This is a genomic window from Pedococcus sp. P2_F6 (assembly GCF_056403675.1).
The window spans coordinates 638,700-654,631 of the sequence record NZ_JBFUEZ010000004.1; the positions used below are offsets into that span (position 1 = coordinate 638,700).

The following is a 15,932-nucleotide window of genomic DNA, read 5'->3' on the forward strand; positions in this document are numbered from 1 at the left end:
GCGGGGGTGCCTGGGGCTCAGTCGGCGTGCCCGGCGTCCTTGACCCCGCGCACGGCCGCGCTCGCCTCGTCGATGATCGAGGCCATCGCGGCACTGGCGGCCTTGCCGTCTCCGGAGCCGATGGCCTGGGCCACGTCGGTGTGCAGGCGGATGGCCAGGGGGTTCGGGGTGCGTGGCATCAGGTCGTGGTGGGTCCGACCGGAGAGCACCTCGTCGACGACGGTGGCCAGGGCGGCGAGCATCTCGTTGCCCGACGCCTCGAGCATGGTGCGGTGGAAGTCCTTGTCGGCCCCCAGGTAGGCCACCAGGTCCCCGGACTTGGCGTGCACGGTCATCTCCATCACGGCCGCGGCCATCGCGCCGCACTGCTCGGGGGTGGCGCGGTCGGCGGCGAGCTCGGCGGCCACGGGTTCGAAACCACGCCGCAGCTCGCCGAGTGACACGAGCTGGTCCTCCCGGTCGGGCCCGGCGAGGCGCCAGCGGATCACCCTCGGGTCGAAGACGTTCCACTGCGACCGGGGACGCACCCGTACCCCGAGCCGGCGCCGCGTCTCGACCAGGCCCATCGACGACAGCACGCGCACCGCCTCGCGCACGACGGAGCGCGAGACGCCGAAACGCGCGTCCAGCTGGTCGATGCGCACGACGCTGCCGACCGGCACGGTGCCCGACACGATCTCCTGACCCAGCTTGTCGAGCACGCTGGCGTGCAGCCCGACGTCGCTTCCGCTTTCGGTCCCGCCTTCGGTCCCAGCCTCGGTCCCGCCTTGGGTCCCGGGCCGGGTCGAGGGGTCGTCAGGCGTGGTGGGGTCGACGGGCATGGCCCAAGCCTGCCAGACAGGACGTGTCCGCACGGGTCAAGATATAAATAATATTTATTTGACCAAGACTCTTGTTAAAACGGTTCTTATGCTTCACCCTGATCTCCAGGAACTCGACGACGAGCCCGAGCCGACACAGGAGTCAGCCCATGCCTGAAGTGATGGAACGTCCCGCACCGCCCCTTGTCGTGATGATGGGGGTGTCCGGGTCAGGCAAGACGACCGTCGGCGCGGCCCTCGCCCAGCGACTGCGCGTCCCGTTCGCGGACGCGGACGACTTCCACCCCGAGGCCAACATCGCCAAGATGTCGGCGGGGATCCCGCTCGACGACGAAGACCGCGGCCCGTGGCTCCAGGCCATCAGCGCCTGGCTGGTTGACCACGGCTCCACTGGGGGCGTCGCGAGCTGCTCCGCGCTCAAGCGCGACTACCGGGACGTCCTCACCCTCGCCGGCCCGCACGCCGTGTACCTGCACCTGCACGGCGACCGCGACGTGCTGGCCGCCCGCGTGGCGGGGCGTCCCGGGCACTTCATGCCGGCCGCCCTCATCGACTCGCAGTTCGCGACCCTCGAGCTGCTCCAGCCAGACGAGATCGGTGCCGCGCTCGACGTGGACCAGCCCGTCGACACCCTCGTCAACCAGTCCCTGACCATCCTCAGCTCCCTCGCTTCGAAAGGCGTGACCCAGCCGTGAACACCGACTTCCTCTCCTTGCTGCAGCCGGCCCTGAGCGCGGCTGATGCCGCGCCGCTGCCCGACATCCCCGCCGCCCGGCTGATCCCGGCGGCGCTGCTCGGCATCGCCGTCATCGTCCTGCTGATCACCCGCTTCAAGCTGCACCCGTTCCTCGGACTGACCCTGGGGTCACTCACCGTCGGCGCCGTGGCCGGCGTGGCGATGTCCGACACCATCGCCAGCTTCACCAAGGGATTCGGGTCGACCGCGGCCGGGGTCGGCACCCTGATCGCCCTCGGGGCGATGTTCGGCAAGCTGCTGGCCGACTCGGGTGGCGCTGACGAGATCGTCGACACCATCGTCGGCCGATCCTCTTCGCGCACCCTCCCGTGGGCGATGGCCGGCGTCGGCGCGCTGATCGGCCTGCCCATGTTCTTCGAGATCGGCCTCGTCCTGCTGATGCCGGTGATCTTCCTGGTCGCCCGCCGCTCGGGGCTGTCCATCATCAAGGTCGGTATCCCTGCCCTTGCCGGCCTGTCGGCCATGCACGGCCTCGTGCCTCCGCACCCCGGACCCCTCGTCGCCATCGACGCCCTCAAGGCCAACCTCGGCATCACCCTGGCCTTCGGTGTCCTCGTGGCGCTGCCGACCATCGCGATCGCCGGTCCACTGTTCGCCCGCTTCGCAGGCCGCTGGGTCGACGTCCCCGCACCTGAGCTGTTCGCGACCGACGACGAGCGCGAGGCCAGGCTCCAGCGCCCGACCTTCGCCGTCACCCTGCTCGCAGTCCTCACCCCCGTCGTCCTGATGATGGGCAAGGCCCTGGCCGACATCTTCGCCGCCGAGGACAACCCGGTCCGCACCGTGCTCGACTTCCTCGGCACGCCGCTCATCGCGCTGCTCATCGCCGTCATCGTCGGCATGTTCACCCTCGGCCGCGGCGCCGGCATGGGCACCAAGGAGCTCTCCTCCTCGCTCGAGAAGTCGCTTCCGCCCATCGCCGGCATCCTGCTCATCGTCGCCGCTGGTGGTGGCTTCAAGCAGACTCTCGTCGACACCGGCATCGGCGGCCTCGTCGCCGACTGGGTGCAGGGCAGTGGCGTGAGCATCCTCCTCCTCGCCTGGGTGGTCGCCGTCATGATCAGGCTCGCCACGGGTTCCGCGACCGTCGCGACGGTCACCGCCTCCGGCATCCTGGCGCCCTTGGCCGCTGGTATGAGCGCCCCCGAGGTCTCCCTTCTCGTCCTCGCCATCGGCGCCGGATCGGTGTTCTTCTCGCACGTCAACGACGCAGGCTTCTGGCTGGTCAAGGAGTACTTCGGCCTCTCGGTCGGACAGACCATCAAGACCTGGTCGCTCATGGAGACGCTCTTGTCGGTGTCGGGCCTGGTGTTCGTCCTCCTCCTCGGCCTGGTCGTCTGACCCTCCCCCCGCAGGAAGCCCAGGTATGCCGCGCGGCCCAGCCGCGCGGCATACCTGCGTCGTGGTGTGGTCGGGTTCTGCGGCGGTCGGGGCGCACAGCCGTGGGGCATTAGAGTTGGGTCTCGTGGCCGTCGACTTCCAGCAAGAGATCAAGCAGCTCCGCAACACCATGGACTCCGTGCGCGAGGTGACCGACCTGGCGTCCGTCCAGCAGCAGATCACCGAGCTGGAGGCCAAGGCGTCGGCACCCGACCTCTGGGACGACCCGGAGGCCGCGCAGCTGGTCACGTCGGCGCTGTCCCGCGCGAACTCCGAGTACGAGCGCGTCGTCGAGATGGACTCTCGCATCGAGGACCTCGAGGTGCTCGTCGAGATGGGCACCGAAGACGGCGGGGACGCCGCCACGATGCTCGAGGCGGAGAAGGAGCTCGCCTCGCTGCAGAAGGCCGTCGGCGAGCTCGAGGTCCGCACCCTGCTGTCGGGGGAGTACGACGAGCGTGCGGCCGTCATCACGATCCGCGCCGGCGCGGGTGGCGTCGACGCCGCCGACTTCGCCGAGATGCTGATGCGCATGTACCTGCGCTGGGCCGAGCGCCACGGCTACCCGGCCCAGGTCATGGACACGTCCTACGCCGAGGAGGCGGGGCTCAAGTCCGCGACCTTCGAGATCAACGTGCCCTACGCCTTCGGCAACCTCTCCGTCGAGGCCGGCACCCACCGCCTCGTGCGGATCAGCCCGTTCGACAACCAGGGGCGGCGCCAGACGAGCTTCGCCGCGGTCGAGGTCATCCCGCTCATCGAGCAGACCGACTCCATCGAGATCCCCGAGAACGAGATCAAGGTCGATGTCTTCCGCTCCAGCGGCCCCGGAGGCCAGAGCGTCAACACCACCGACTCCGCTGTCCGCATGACACACATCCCCACAGGCATCGTCGTCTCCATGCAGAACGAGAAGTCCCAGATCCAGAACCGCGCCGCCGCCCTGCGCGTCCTGCAGTCCCGCCTGCTCGTCCAGCGCCAGGCCGAGGAGGCTGCCGAGCGCAAGGAGATGGCCGGCGACGTCAAGGCCAGCTGGGGCGACCAGATGCGCTCGTACGTTCTGCAGCCCTACCAGATGGTCAAGGACCTGCGCACCGAGTTCGAGGTCGGCAACCCCTCCGCGGTCTTCGACGGCGACATCGACGGCTTCATCGAGGCCGGGGTCCGGTGGCGCAAGGAGCAGGAAAAGCTCGCTCAGTAGTCGGCTCGCGGGGGCGCAGGCGCAACGCCGAGGAGGTGGCGCTGCGCGGCATACCACGGTGGGCGACCTATCCTCGGGTGGGTCGTGCGCGTTCGCGCGCATTGCCCGTATGCCGTCCCATTCGTCCCCCCGTAAGGCTCACCTCACGCGCATGATCCGTTTCGAGAACGTCAGCAAGGTCTACGCCCGGTCCAGCCGACCGGCGCTCAGCGACATCAACCTCGAGATCGAGCGCGGCGAGTTCGTCTTCGTGGTCGGCGCCTCCGGGTCCGGCAAGTCCACCCTGCTGCGCCTGGTCCTCAAGGAAGAGGGCGTCACGCAGGGCAGCGTGCTCGTCGCGGGCCAGGATGTCGGCAGCCTGCCCCACCGGAAGGTGCCCCGGCTGCGGCGCGAGATCGGGACCGTCTTCCAGGACTTCCGGCTGCTGCCGAACAAGAACGTCTACCAGAACGTCGCCTTCGCGCTGCAGGTGCTCGGTCGCTCGGGTCATGCCATCAAGCAGGTCGTCCCCGAGACGCTCGAGATGGTCGGGCTCGAGGGCAAGGAGAAGCGGCTGCCGCACGAGCTGTCCGGTGGTGAGCAGCAGCGCGTCGCCATCGCGCGCGCGTTCGTCAACAAGCCGCCGATCCTGCTGTGCGACGAGCCGACCGGAAACCTCGACCCGACCACGAGCCTGGACATCGTCCGGCTGCTCGACCGGATCAACCGCACCGGCACCACGATCGTGATGGCCACCCACGACGACGACATCGTCGACCAGCTGCGCAAGCGGGTCGTCGAGCTCAGGAACGGCCACATCATCCGCGACGAGAACAAGGGCGTCTACGGCAGCGGCAGCTGACCACCGCGCCCGACGCCCCACCGCCCCCGACGCCCAGCCAGCACGGCACGCCCGGCAGCGCCCGACAACAGAAAGCACTGGAGACCCACCCCCATGCGACTGCAGTTCATGCTCAGCGAGATCGCGATCGGCCTGCGCCGCAACCTCTCCATCGCCGTGTCGGTGCTGTTGGTGACGATGGTGTCGGTCTACCTCATGGGCATCGGGTTCCTCGCCCAGGGACAGGTCGACACCCTCAAGGGCTACTGGTACGACCGCATCCAGGTCTCGATCTTCATGTGCGGCAAGGACTCGCTCGACGTCAACTGTGGCGGCAAGGCGGTGACCGAGGAGCAGCGGAACTCGTTGCGGTCCCAGCTCGACGAGATGAAGCCACTCGTCAAGAACGTCTACTACGAGTCCGAGCAGCAGGCCTTCGACCGGTTCAAGGAGCAGTACCGGAACTCGCCGCTGTCGGACTACCTGCAGGTCGGTGACATCCCGGAGAACTTCCGCGTCCAGCTCAGCGACCCCAAGAAGTACGACGTCGTGGTGAGTGCCTTCGAGGGGGCGCCGGGGGTGGGACGCGTGCAGGACCAGCAGAAGACGTTGGACAAGCTCTTCACCGTGATGAACGTCGTGACCATCGGGTCGCTCTTCCTCGCCGGACTGATGGTGCTGTGCTCGGTCCTGCTGATGGCCACGACGATCCGACAGGCGGCCTTCAGCAGACGACGCGAGACCGGGATCATGAAGCTGGTGGGCGCCTCGAACTTCACGATCCGGCTGCCCTTCGTCATGGAGACGGTGCTGGCGGCCCTCACCGGCACCGGTCTGGCCATCGTCGGACTCTGGGTGACGGCTGACTCGCTGCTGCCCAAGGTCTCGGCCGTGCTGCAGGACGCGCCCCTGGTGGGCACGACCGACATCTGGTTCGTCGCCCCGTGGCTGGTCGGGTTCATGCTCGTGGTGTCGGTCCTGACGTCCTGGGCCACCCTGCGCCGCTACCTGCGCGTCTGACCTCCACCCGCCATCGGGCGGGTCCCGTCGATCGGCCCCGCCACCCAGCGGGCTGATCGGACAAGTCACAGGTCTCAATCCCGGGAAACAGGTGTGGTGTGTGTTACCAATGAGGCCTATGAGCGCAATCCCCCCGCGTCTGTACGCGTCTCATCGTGTCCGCCTGACGGCCCTCGGGCTGGCCTTCGCCTGCGCCATCGGCCTCGGCGCCCCGTCGTCGGTCGCGGCTGCTCCCGGCCACCCGTCCTCGGTCGCCTCGGCGCCCGCCGACGACCCGGGCAAGGCCAAGAAGCAGGTGGACAAGGAGATCGACGCGCTGAAGGGCGAGCTCGAGGACACCTCGGCCAGCCTCAAGAGCGCGTACGTCGCCCTGCGTCGCACCCAGGCCGCCCTCCCCGTGGCGCAGGCCGCCCTCGACCGAGCGACTGCCGCAGTGTCCAAGGCGGACGCGTACAACGACGAGATGGCCGTCCAGCTCGACGTCGCCCGCGCCAACGAGGCGCGGGCAGTCGACGAGCTCGCGGCCACCCGCGCCAAGCTGGCGCAGACCCGTACCCGCGTGGCCCGGTTCGCCTCCCAGCTGTACCAGGACCAGGGGATGGGCCAGCTGTCGGTGGCGCTGAGCGCGACCACCCCGGACGACTTCGCCAACCGCATCGCCATGAACGACACGGTCATGGACGTCCAGAACCAGTCGCTGTCCCGGCTCGCGACCGCGCGGGCCGCCGCGACCGCCCAGGAGGCCCACATCAAGGCCCTCAAGGTGCAGGTCCAGGCCGCCAAGAAGCAGGCGGAGGCCGCGCTGGCCAAGGCCCAGCGGGCGCGGGGCGCAGCGGCCGAGGCCAAGCAGAAGCTGGACGCCCTCGCGGCCCAGCAGGTCGCCCAGTCCACGGCGCTCGAGGCCCAGATCAAGGCCGAGAAGGCCCAGCTCGTCGCTGCCCAGAAGGAGCAGGCGAGGCTGCACAGGATCCTCGTGGCCCGCGCCAAGGCCGCCAAGGCCGCGGCCGCTCGTCGGGCGGCCGCCCTGCGCAGGGCGGGCAAGAAGGTGCCGGCAGAGCCGTCGTCCTCCGGTGGCTTCCTGTCCCGACCGTCAGGAGGGTGGATCTCCTCCGAGTTCGGCATGCGCTACCACCCGATCCTGCACTACTGGCGGCTGCACGCCGGGCGCGACTTCGCGGCCGACTGCGGCACGCCGATCCGTGCCGCCGCGAGCGGCACCGTCATCTCACGCGGCTGGGGCGGGGGCTACGGCAACCGGATCATGATCGACCACGGCATCGTCCGCGGCGTCGACCTCGTGACCACCTACAACCACATGAGCCGGTATGCCGTGCGCGGCGGCCACGTCTCGCGCGGCCAGATCATCGGCTACGTCGGCACCACCGGGTCGTCCACCGGGTGCCACCTGCACTTCGAGACCTATGAGGACGGCACCCCCAAGGATCCACGTCGTTGGCTGTGACCCGGCGACGGCGCAGGTAAACCGACTGGCCGGCATACCCCGTCGTGCAGGTAGCGTGGCCTCGCTGGGTCGGGACTCGACCACGCGATGATGCAGCCAAAAATCGAAGGACGTGGACGGGCAGTGGCCAAGGAACAGGGTCGCAAGGTGGTGGCGAGCAACAAGAAGGCGCGCCACGACTACCTCATCGAGGACACCTTCGAGGCCGGGCTGGTCCTGATGGGCACCGAGGTCAAGTCCCTGCGCGAGGGGCGTGCGTCGCTCATCGACGGCTACGCCGCCTGGCGCGGCGACGAGCTGTGGCTCGAGGGCGTGCACATCCCTGAGTACGTCAACGGCAACTGGACCAACCACACCCCGCGTCGCCGCCGCAAGCTGCTGCTGCACCGTGCCGAGCTCGCCAAGATCATGAAGAAGTCGTCCGAGAGCGGCCACACCATCGTCCCGCTGCAGCTGTACTTCAAGGACGGCCGGGCGAAGGTCGAGATCGCGATCGCCAAGGGCAAGAAGCAGTACGACAAGCGACACGCGCTGCGCGAGCGCCAGGACACCCGTGACACGCAGCGCGCCCTCAGCCAGGCGCGACGAGCCTCGGGCGAGGGACGCTAGGGACATGCGCCTGCACGGGGGGACGCACCGGTATGCCGTGGGCTCCGGGTTGGCAGTGCTGCTCGCCTTCGCTGCGATGGTCCTTGCGGGGGGCAGCGCGCAGGCTGCGGCGAGCGATGACCTGGCCACCCGGTTCCACGTCGACATCTCCGTCAACCACGACGGCTCGGTCGACGTCGTCGAGAACATCACCTGGCACTTCCCGCAGGGGGATGAGCGCCACGGGATCGAGCGGTTCGTCACGGTGCGGGTCGGCTACCAGGACCGGAAGGACGCCTACCGCGAGTACCCGATCTCCGACGTGTCGGCCTCCTCCCCGTCCGGGGCACCGGCCGACGTGTCGGTCGACGACGCCACCGACGGGTCCTCGGTGAGGATCCGGGTCGGACGGGCCGACCAGACGGTGAGCGGCACGCAGACCTACGTCGTGCGCTACCACCTCGGCTCCTACGTCAACGGCTTCCCCGACCACGCAGAGCTCTACTACAACCTGGTCGACGCGTCGGACGACAACACCTACCAGGACGTCAGCGCCACGGTGACGGGGGCGAGTCCCAGCGACAGGGCCGAGTGCTTCATCGGGGAGTTCGGGTCCACGGAGCGGTGCACCGCGACACCGGGAGCGAGCGCCGAGTTCAGCGCCCCCGAGGCTGGCAACGGGCGTGGTGTCTCGATCCTCGCGTCGCTGCCGATCGCCGACTTCGGGTCGCTCGACCCGGTGCTGCACGAGGGCAACGTGTCCGACGACGGCAGCGTCATCACCTCCGACACGTCCAAGGCGCTGGGCTACCTCACCCTGGGGGCGGGGGTGACGCTGCCCCTGCTCGCGGCCGGCCTGATGGGCACCCTGGTCTACACGCGCGGTCGCGACGAGCAGTATGCCGGGCTGGTGCCGGGCCTGACTCCGGCGCTGGGGCAGGACGGGCAGGTCGTCAAGGGACGTAACGGGCCGATCGCGGTCCGGTTCACTCCTCCGGACGGCGTCCAGCCCGGTCTGGTCGGCACGGTCATCGACGAGGTGGCCAACACGATCGACGTGTCCGCCACGATCATCGACCTCGCTGCCCGTGGCCACCTGACCATCGCCGAGGAGGAAGGTGGCTTCCTGCGCAGCAAGGACTGGCGGCTCACCCGCACCACGCCGACGGCGGAGCAGGCGCGGACCGCGCTGCTGCCGTACGAGGAGGCGCTCCTGCTCGGCCTCTTCGAGAGCGCCCCGACACGGACGCTGTCCAGCCTCAAGAACACCTTCAAGCCCACGCTCCAGCGGGTCCAGGAGCTGATGTACGACGAGGTCGTGCGACGCGGGTGGTTCCGTCGGTCGCCGGAAGGCCAACGCGGGACGTGGACGGCCCTCGGCGGCATCATGGTGATGGGCTCGGTGTTCGGGGGCGCGTGGGCGGGCGGACCCCTCGCCAGGGCCGGCTCAGGCACCGGTTCGCCGATCCCTCCGGCCTTCGTCCTGCTGGGGGGCGCGGCAGTCGCCGGGTTCATCGTCGCGCTCCTGGGGCGGCGCATGGCTGCCCGCACCGCGGACGGCAGCGCGGTCAAGGCCCAGTCCGAGGGCTTCAAGAAGTACCTCGTGACGGCGGAGGCCAACCAGATCAAGTGGGAGGAGGCGCAGGACATCTTCAGCCGCTACCTGCCCTACGCGATCGTCTTCGGCGTGGCCTCGCAGTGGGCCGGCACCTTCCGCCAGGTGGCGGAGTCCGCAGCCGCCGCAGGACACACCCTCACCCCACCCTTCTGGTACATCGGGTCCGGCGGCTTCGACTACGACGGCATCGCGCAGGACATGGACTCGTTCGCCACGACTGCGGGCGGGACGTTCACGAGCACTCCGGGCAGCTCGGGTGGTTCCGGCTTCTCGGGCGGTGGCGGCTTCTCCGGCGGTGGGGGCGGTGGGAGCTCGGGCGGTTCCTGGTAGGGGTGTGCGCCGGCTCGGGGGCGACAAGGGGCGGACAAGGGGCGGACGCAGGGGCGGGACACAGGGATGCCGCGCACGATCCCTCCGCTGGGAGCGGTTCGCACGCGGCATACCCGCGTCAGGCCTGGGTGAAGGCGATCAGTCCTTGAAGGCGTCCTTGACCTTCTCGCCCGCCTGCTTCAGGTCGGCTCCCGTCTGGTCGGCCTTGCCCTCGGCCTCGAGTCGCTCGTTGTCGGTCACCTTGCCGGTGGCCTCCTTGGCCTGGCCGGTGGCCTTGTCCTTGGCGTTGTCGAGCTTGTCGTCAAATCCCATGATGGGCTCCCTTGGTTGGGTGCGATCTCGTTGGGTGTTTCTACTGCTGACACAGCCGCTTCTTGACCGCGTGCTCTTCGACCGTAACCCCAAATCGATATCACCGCAGGTCAGGGGCATGGCAGGGGCGTGGGAAAGCCCCTAGCCGAGGACGAGGAGGAGGTCGCCGCCCTCCACCTGCTGCTGCGGGCCGATGGCCAGCCGCTGGACCGTCCCGGCCACCGGTGCCGTGATGTTGGCCTCCATCTTCATCGCCTCGATCGTGGCAACCACCGCGCCGGCCTCGACGGTGGAGCCCTCCTCGACGGCGAGGCTGACGACCCCGGCGAACGGGGCTGCTACCTGCCCCTTCGCAGCCGGGTCAGCCTTCTCGGCCGCCTTGACGTCGACGGCGATCCGCTCGTCGCGCACCTGCACCGGACGCAGCTGCCCACCCATGGTGAACATGACGGTCCGCATCCCCCGGTCATCGGGGTCGGACACCGACTGCAGGCCGAGGAGCAGCCGCTTGCCGGGCTCGAGGTCGATCTCGTGCTCGAAACCCACCTCGAGGCCGTGCAGGAACTCGCGGGTGCCGAGGACGGCGAGGTCGGAGTAGGCATCCCGCGACTTCTCGAAGTCAGAGGTCGGGCCCGGGAACAGCAGCCGGTTGAGGGTGTGCCGCGGGCTCGCCTCGAGTGCTTCGCTGTCCTCTTCGCTGAGCTCGCTGACCCGCGGCCTGGTGGTGCGGCCCTCCAGCGCCTTGGTGCGGAACGGCTCGGGCCAGCCGCCGGGTGGGTCGCCGAGCTCGCCGGAGAGGAAGCCGATGACGGAGTCCGGGATGTCGTACTTCGTGGGGTTGGCCTCGAAGTCCGACGGGTCGGCCTTCGCGCCCACGAGGGCCAGAGCGAGGTCGCCGACCACCTTGCTGCTCGGGGTGACCTTGACGATGTTGCCGAGGATGCGGTTGGCCGCGGCATACATGTCCTCGACCTCCTCGAAGTGGTCGCCGAGCCCGAGGGCGATCGCTTGCTGGCGCAGGTTGGAGAGCTGGCCCCCGGGGATCTCGTGCGTGTAGACGCGACCGGTGGGGGAGGGCAGGCCGGACTCGAACGGGAAGTACAGCTGCCGCACCGCCTCCCAGTAGGGCTCCAGGTCGTTGACGGCGCCCAGGTCCAACCCGGTGGCGCGCGGGGTGCCGTCGGTGGCCGCGACCAGGCTCGACATCGGTGGCTGCGAGGTGGTGCCGGCCATGGCTGCGCTGGCGACGTCCACCGCGTCGACGCCCGCGTCGATGGCGGCCAGGAGGGTGGCGAGCTGCCCACCTGCGGTGTCGTGCGTGTGCAGGTGGACGGGTTGGTCGAACCGCTCGCGCAGCGCCGTGACGAGGGTGCGTGCCGCAGGAGCCCGCAGCAGGCCGGCCATGTCCTTGATGGCGATGACGTGCGCGCCGGCCTCGGCGATCTGCTCGGCCAGCCGCAGGTAGTAGTCGAGGGTGTAGAGCTTCTCGGCGGGGCTCGTGAGGTCACCGGTGTAGCAGAGCGCGACCTCGGCGACGGCAGTGCCGGTGGCCCGGACCGCGTCGATGGCGGGGCGCATCTGCCCGACGTCGTTGAGGGCGTCGAAGATCCGGAAGATGTCGATGCCGGTGCTGGCGGCCTCGGTGACGAAGGCGTCGGTCACGGCCGTGGGGTAGGGGGTGTAACCGACCGTGTTGCGCCCGCGCAGGAGCATCTGCAGCGGCAGGTTGGGCATCGCCTCCCGCAGGCGCGAGAGGCGGTCCCACGGGTCCTCGGCCAGGAAGCGCAGGGCCACGTCGTACGTCGCGCCTCCCCAGGCCTCGACGGACAGCAGCTGGGGCGTCAGCCGGGCGACGTGCGGGGCGACGTGCATGAGGTCACGGGTGCGGACCCGGGTGGCGAGCAGCGACTGGTGGGCGTCGCGGAACGTTGTCTCCGTGACCCCCACCGCCTCCTGGGCCCGCAGGGCCTCCGCGAACGCCTGGGGGCCGTGCAGCAACAACCGGTCGCGCGCACCGGGCGGCGGGGGAGTCGCGCGGTCGATCGCGGGCAGCTTGGAGCGGGGGGAGACCCGCGTGCGCCCGGGGCCGTGCGGCTGGTTGACCGTGACGTCCGCGAGGTAGGTGAGCAGCTTGGTGCCTCGGTCGGCGGGAACTCGCGCGGTGCGCAGCTCGGGGCGCTCGTCGATGAACGCGGTGGTCAGCCGGCCGGCCTGGAAGTCGGGCTCCTCGAGCAGGGCCTGGAGGAACGGGATGTTGGTCGAGACGCCGCGGATCCGGAACTCGGCCAGCGCGCGCCTGGCCCGACGCACTGCGGTCGGGAAGTCCCGGCCGCGGCAGGTGAGCTTGACGAGCATCGAGTCGAAGTGGGCGCCGATCTCGGCCCCGACGAAGATCGTCCCGCCGTCGAGGCGGACGCCCGCGCCTCCGGCCGAACGGTAGGTCGTGATCCGTCCGGTGTCGGGACGGAACTCGTTGGCCGGGTCCTCCGTGGTGATGCGGCACTGCAGCGCCGCGCCGCGGATCTGCAAGGTGTCCTGCGAGAGGCCCAGGTCCTCGAGGGTCTCGCCGCTGGCGATGCGCAGCTGGGAGCTGACCAGGTCGACGTCGGTGATCTCCTCGGTGACGGTGTGCTCGACCTGGATGCGCGGGTTCATCTCGATGAAGACGTAGCGGCCGTCGGGGGCGAGGAGGAACTCCACGGTGCCCGCGTTGACGTAGCCGATCTCCTTGGCGAAAGCGACCGCGTGGGCGCACATCTGTTCGCGCAGCTCGGGTGGGAGGTTCGGGGCCGGGGCGATCTCGACGACCTTCTGGTGCCGTCGCTGCACGGAGCAGTCGCGTTCGAAGAGGTGGATGACGTTGCCCGCACCGTCGGCGAGGATCTGCACCTCGATGTGCCGCGGGCTGACCACTGCCTCCTCGAGGAAGACCGTCGGGTCACCGAACGCGGACTCGGCCTCGCGCATGCAGGCCTCCAGCGAGTCGCGCAGGTCCTCGCGCCGCTCCACCCGCCGCATGCCGCGACCGCCGCCTCCGGCGACCGCCTTGGCGAAGATCGGGAAGCCGATCTCCTCGGCGGCAGCCACGAGGGCGTCGATGTCGGTGCTCGGCTCGGCACCCTTGAGCGTGGGCAGTCCGGCCTTCTTCGCGGCGGCGATGGCGCGGGCCTTGTTGCCCGTCAGGTGCAGCACCGAGGCCGGCGGCCCGACGAACGTCACGCCGGCATTCGCACACGCTTCGGCCAGGTCGGGGTTCTCGGACAGGAAGCCGTAGCCGGGGTAGACGGCGTCCGCACCCGCCTCGACGGCGGTGCGCACGATGCCCTCTGGGTCGAGGTAGGCCCGGACCGGGTGTCCCTCGTCACCGATCCGGTAGGCCTCGTCGGCCTTCAGGACGTGCTCGGACTTGCGGTCCTCGTAGGGGAAGACGGCGACCGTCTTGGCGTTGAGCTCGGTCGCGGCGCGGAACGCGCGGACCGCGATCTCACCACGGTTGGCGACGAGGACCTTGCTGAACACGTGACCTCCAGGGGATCGGCACCCAGGGGTGATGGGTCCGGTGAGGGGATGTGCGGCGTGCGTCCGATCCTAGTGAGGTCCCGACTCGTGAGACGGCGCGCCCGCCATGCGGACCAACCACTGCGGGTATGCCGTGTGCTCCGGGCGCGCGAAGGCGCGCGTCGCCCCGCCGCACGGCCTGCGGACGACCGCGGTGGGGGGCTGCCTGCGGGCCCGCCCGATGGCTACGCTGGACGGGCGTGCAGGGGGCCCCGGCGCAGGCGGGGCAGGCACTCCGGTGGCGTCGACGTCGAACCGAGGCGGCTCATGGCAGGCAGGCACGTGCGCAAGGCCCCCGTCGTGATCTCCCGCGTGATCGCCACCGTGATGGTGTCAGCGCTCCTTCTCGCCGTGGGAGTGGTGGCCGCGACGATCTTCACGGGCGGCGAGCGTCGCGCAACCGGGGGCCCGCAGGCCCAGGCGCCTCACACCGCGCGCCCCTCGGCCGTCCCTACCCGCCCGACCACCCGCCCGACCCGCGACGGCTCGCCCGGTCACGCCTCGGGTGGCTCGTCGTCCCGGGCCGGGGGCGGAGCGGTGGGGGGTGCAGTGGATTCAGCGGGTTCCGATGACGGCGGGACGGCGCTGCCGGCACAGGCGCTGGCGCTTCCGGGCAGCTCCGGCACCACCAGCGCCGGGGGAGTGGCTCCCGTGGGCCTGCCGATCTCCCTGCCGGGAGGTGGCGCTTTGGCCCGGGGATGGCTGCAGCGCAGCGACGACGGCCGCGCCCACGGGAAGGCGCTCGGCCTCCGCGGTCGGGTGGCGGCCGGCCACGGATGCCGCCCCACACCGACCAAGGCCAAGCGGCTCAGGGCGCAGTCCGAGCCCCGTGCCTGCCGCTGAGGGTGCTGGACCAGCCCCGCTCAGCTCGCTGCGGTGAAGCGCTGGCGACGGTGCCGCGGACGCTCGAGCTCGTCGACCAGGGCGACGGCATAGTCCTCGGCACTGATCGAATCGCCCGCGGGGGTGTCGAGCGCCACGGTGTAGGCACCGGTGCGCTCGCCCGGGGCGATGACGGGCGCGGGGGAGAAGAACGTCCAGTCGAGCTCGTCGGGTGCACCCTGGAAGATGTCGAGCGCGGCGGCGCCGGCGCGTGACTCGGCGAGGTACTCGACGGGGAAGCCTGGTGAGTCGAGCAGGCGCGTGCCGTCCGGCGTGAGAAGGGAGCCGGCGCCGCCCACGAAGAGCACTCGCGCGCCGGCAGCGTGGTCGACGAGGTTCTGGACCGCTGCCAGCCATGCCTCGTGGCTTCCCCCGGTGCGGCTCGGCCCGGTCGCCGACACCACCACGTCGTGGCTGGTGGCAGCCTCCTTCACGGCGGTCTCGTCGGCGAGGTCGCCGGTGGCGGCGACGGCACCGGTGGGGAGAGGGGAGCCGCTGCGCGTGTAGCCGGTCACCTCGTGGCCGCGCGAGAGGGCCTCGGTCGCGATGCGAGAGCCGATCATGCCGCTGGCGCCGAACAGGGCGATCTTCATGGGTGTGCCTTCCGTGGGGTCCGTGCTGACGTGGACGACAGTAACCATTGGTTACTGAGCACTTCAACGTGCTATAAGTACCTCATGGTTACCAAGCAGGCCAGAACGGCTGTCGAGGCTCCCGGCGAGGGACGCGGCAACGCCTTCGACCCCGACTGCCCCACCCGGGTGGTGCTCGACAGGATCGGCGACAAGTGGACGGTCCTGGTGATCGGCGCTCTGGCCGGTGGTCCGCTGCGTTTCACCGAGCTGCGTGCGCGGGTCGGTGGCGTGGCGCCCAAGGTGCTCACCCAGACGGTCCGCGCGATGGAGCGTGACGGCCTGCTCACTCGCACCGTCTTCGCCCAGGTGCCGCCCCGGGTGGACTACGCCCTCACCGAGCTCGGGATCTCGCTCGGAGGGCCGATCGCCGTGCTCACGGACTGGGCCGAGACGCATGTCAGCACGATCCTCGCTGCTCGGGACGAGTTCGTGGCGCAGGAGGCGTCGGTTGCCGGAGGCTGAGGCCGCACTGCGCACGGCGGCATACCTGCACGACGTGGCGCAGCCACGGCCAGGTTGCGGCCGCGGCTGCGCCTCGCGCTGGGTCG

Annotated in this window: 14 protein-coding genes; 10 read left to right on the forward strand and 4 right to left on the reverse strand. The window is 70.2% G+C overall.

Features of this window, described 5'->3' with window-relative positions; genetic code table 11:
* Positions 1-17: 17 nt before the first annotated feature.
* Entirely contained in the window at positions 18-821 is an 804-nt protein-coding gene (locus tag AC1DWP_RS14385) for a FadR/GntR family transcriptional regulator (protein WP_477615158.1), read from the reverse strand.
* Between the two features lie 149 nt (positions 822-970).
* On the opposite strand from AC1DWP_RS14385, the gene AC1DWP_RS14390 reads away from it, so the two are divergent.
* The 8 genes from AC1DWP_RS14390 to AC1DWP_RS14425 all read left to right on the forward strand — a co-directional run bounded on the left by AC1DWP_RS14390 (position 971) and on the right by AC1DWP_RS14425 (position 9,997).
* The gene (locus tag AC1DWP_RS14390; RefSeq protein ID WP_477615159.1) at positions 971-1,516 is read left to right on the forward strand and encodes a gluconokinase; all 546 of its coding nucleotides are present in this window, start codon (positions 971-973) and stop codon (positions 1,514-1,516) included.
* Positions 1,513-2,919, forward strand: a complete 1,407-nt coding sequence (locus tag AC1DWP_RS14395; RefSeq protein ID WP_477615160.1) for a GntP family permease — start codon at positions 1,513-1,515, stop codon at positions 2,917-2,919. Before AC1DWP_RS14390 ends, AC1DWP_RS14395 begins: the two co-directional genes overlap by 4 nt.
* A 124-nt stretch (positions 2,920-3,043) precedes the next feature.
* Positions 3,044-4,159 carry a peptide chain release factor 2 gene (gene prfB / locus AC1DWP_RS14400; RefSeq protein WP_477615161.1) on the forward strand — a complete coding sequence of 372 codons (1,116 nt, stop codon included), beginning with the start codon at positions 3,044-3,046 and terminating at the stop codon, positions 4,157-4,159.
* Between the two features lie 151 nt (positions 4,160-4,310).
* Complete coding sequence (gene ftsE, locus AC1DWP_RS14405) at positions 4,311-5,000, forward strand: cell division ATP-binding protein FtsE (protein WP_477615162.1); 690 nt, start codon at positions 4,311-4,313, stop codon at positions 4,998-5,000.
* Between the two features lie 93 nt (positions 5,001-5,093).
* Complete coding sequence (gene ftsX, locus AC1DWP_RS14410; protein WP_477615163.1) at positions 5,094-5,999, forward strand: permease-like cell division protein FtsX; 906 nt, start codon at positions 5,094-5,096, stop codon at positions 5,997-5,999.
* Positions 6,000-6,117: 118 nt separating this feature from the next.
* The gene (locus AC1DWP_RS14415) at positions 6,118-7,461 is read left to right on the forward strand and encodes a peptidoglycan DD-metalloendopeptidase family protein (RefSeq protein WP_477615164.1); all 1,344 of its coding nucleotides are present in this window, start codon (positions 6,118-6,120) and stop codon (positions 7,459-7,461) included.
* A gap of 123 nt (positions 7,462-7,584) precedes the next feature.
* On the forward strand, positions 7,585-8,070 hold the full coding sequence (gene smpB / locus AC1DWP_RS14420) for an SsrA-binding protein SmpB (protein ID WP_477615165.1): 486 nt from the start codon (positions 7,585-7,587) through the stop codon (positions 8,068-8,070).
* Positions 8,071-8,074: 4 nt separating this feature from the next.
* On the forward strand, positions 8,075-9,997 hold the full coding sequence (locus AC1DWP_RS14425) for a DUF2207 domain-containing protein (protein ID WP_477615166.1): 1,923 nt from the start codon (positions 8,075-8,077) through the stop codon (positions 9,995-9,997).
* Between the two features lie 138 nt (positions 9,998-10,135).
* On the opposite strand, the gene AC1DWP_RS14430 is transcribed toward AC1DWP_RS14425, so the two are convergent.
* Positions 10,136-10,309 carry a CsbD family protein gene (locus AC1DWP_RS14430; RefSeq protein ID WP_477615167.1) on the reverse strand — a complete coding sequence of 58 codons (174 nt, stop codon included), beginning with the start codon at positions 10,307-10,309 and terminating at the stop codon, positions 10,136-10,138.
* A gap of 141 nt (positions 10,310-10,450) precedes the next feature.
* The gene (locus AC1DWP_RS14435) at positions 10,451-13,828 is read right to left on the reverse strand and encodes a pyruvate carboxylase (protein WP_477615168.1); all 3,378 of its coding nucleotides are present in this window, start codon (positions 13,826-13,828) and stop codon (positions 10,451-10,453) included.
* Between the two features lie 321 nt (positions 13,829-14,149).
* Here AC1DWP_RS14435 and AC1DWP_RS14440 point away from each other — a divergent pair, with 321 nt between their 5' ends.
* Positions 14,150-14,710, forward strand: a complete 561-nt coding sequence (locus AC1DWP_RS14440; RefSeq protein ID WP_477615169.1) for a hypothetical protein — start codon at positions 14,150-14,152, stop codon at positions 14,708-14,710.
* Between the two features lie 20 nt (positions 14,711-14,730).
* Here the strand turns inward: AC1DWP_RS14440 and AC1DWP_RS14445 are convergent, their stop codons facing one another.
* Positions 14,731-15,342, reverse strand: a complete 612-nt coding sequence (locus AC1DWP_RS14445; protein ID WP_477615170.1) for an NAD(P)-dependent oxidoreductase — start codon at positions 15,340-15,342, stop codon at positions 14,731-14,733.
* Between the two features lie 84 nt (positions 15,343-15,426).
* Between AC1DWP_RS14445 and AC1DWP_RS14450 the strand changes: the two genes are divergently transcribed.
* Positions 15,427-15,846, forward strand: a complete 420-nt coding sequence (locus AC1DWP_RS14450) for a winged helix-turn-helix transcriptional regulator (RefSeq protein ID WP_477615171.1) — start codon at positions 15,427-15,429, stop codon at positions 15,844-15,846.
* The last annotated feature ends 86 nt before the right edge of the window (positions 15,847-15,932 follow it).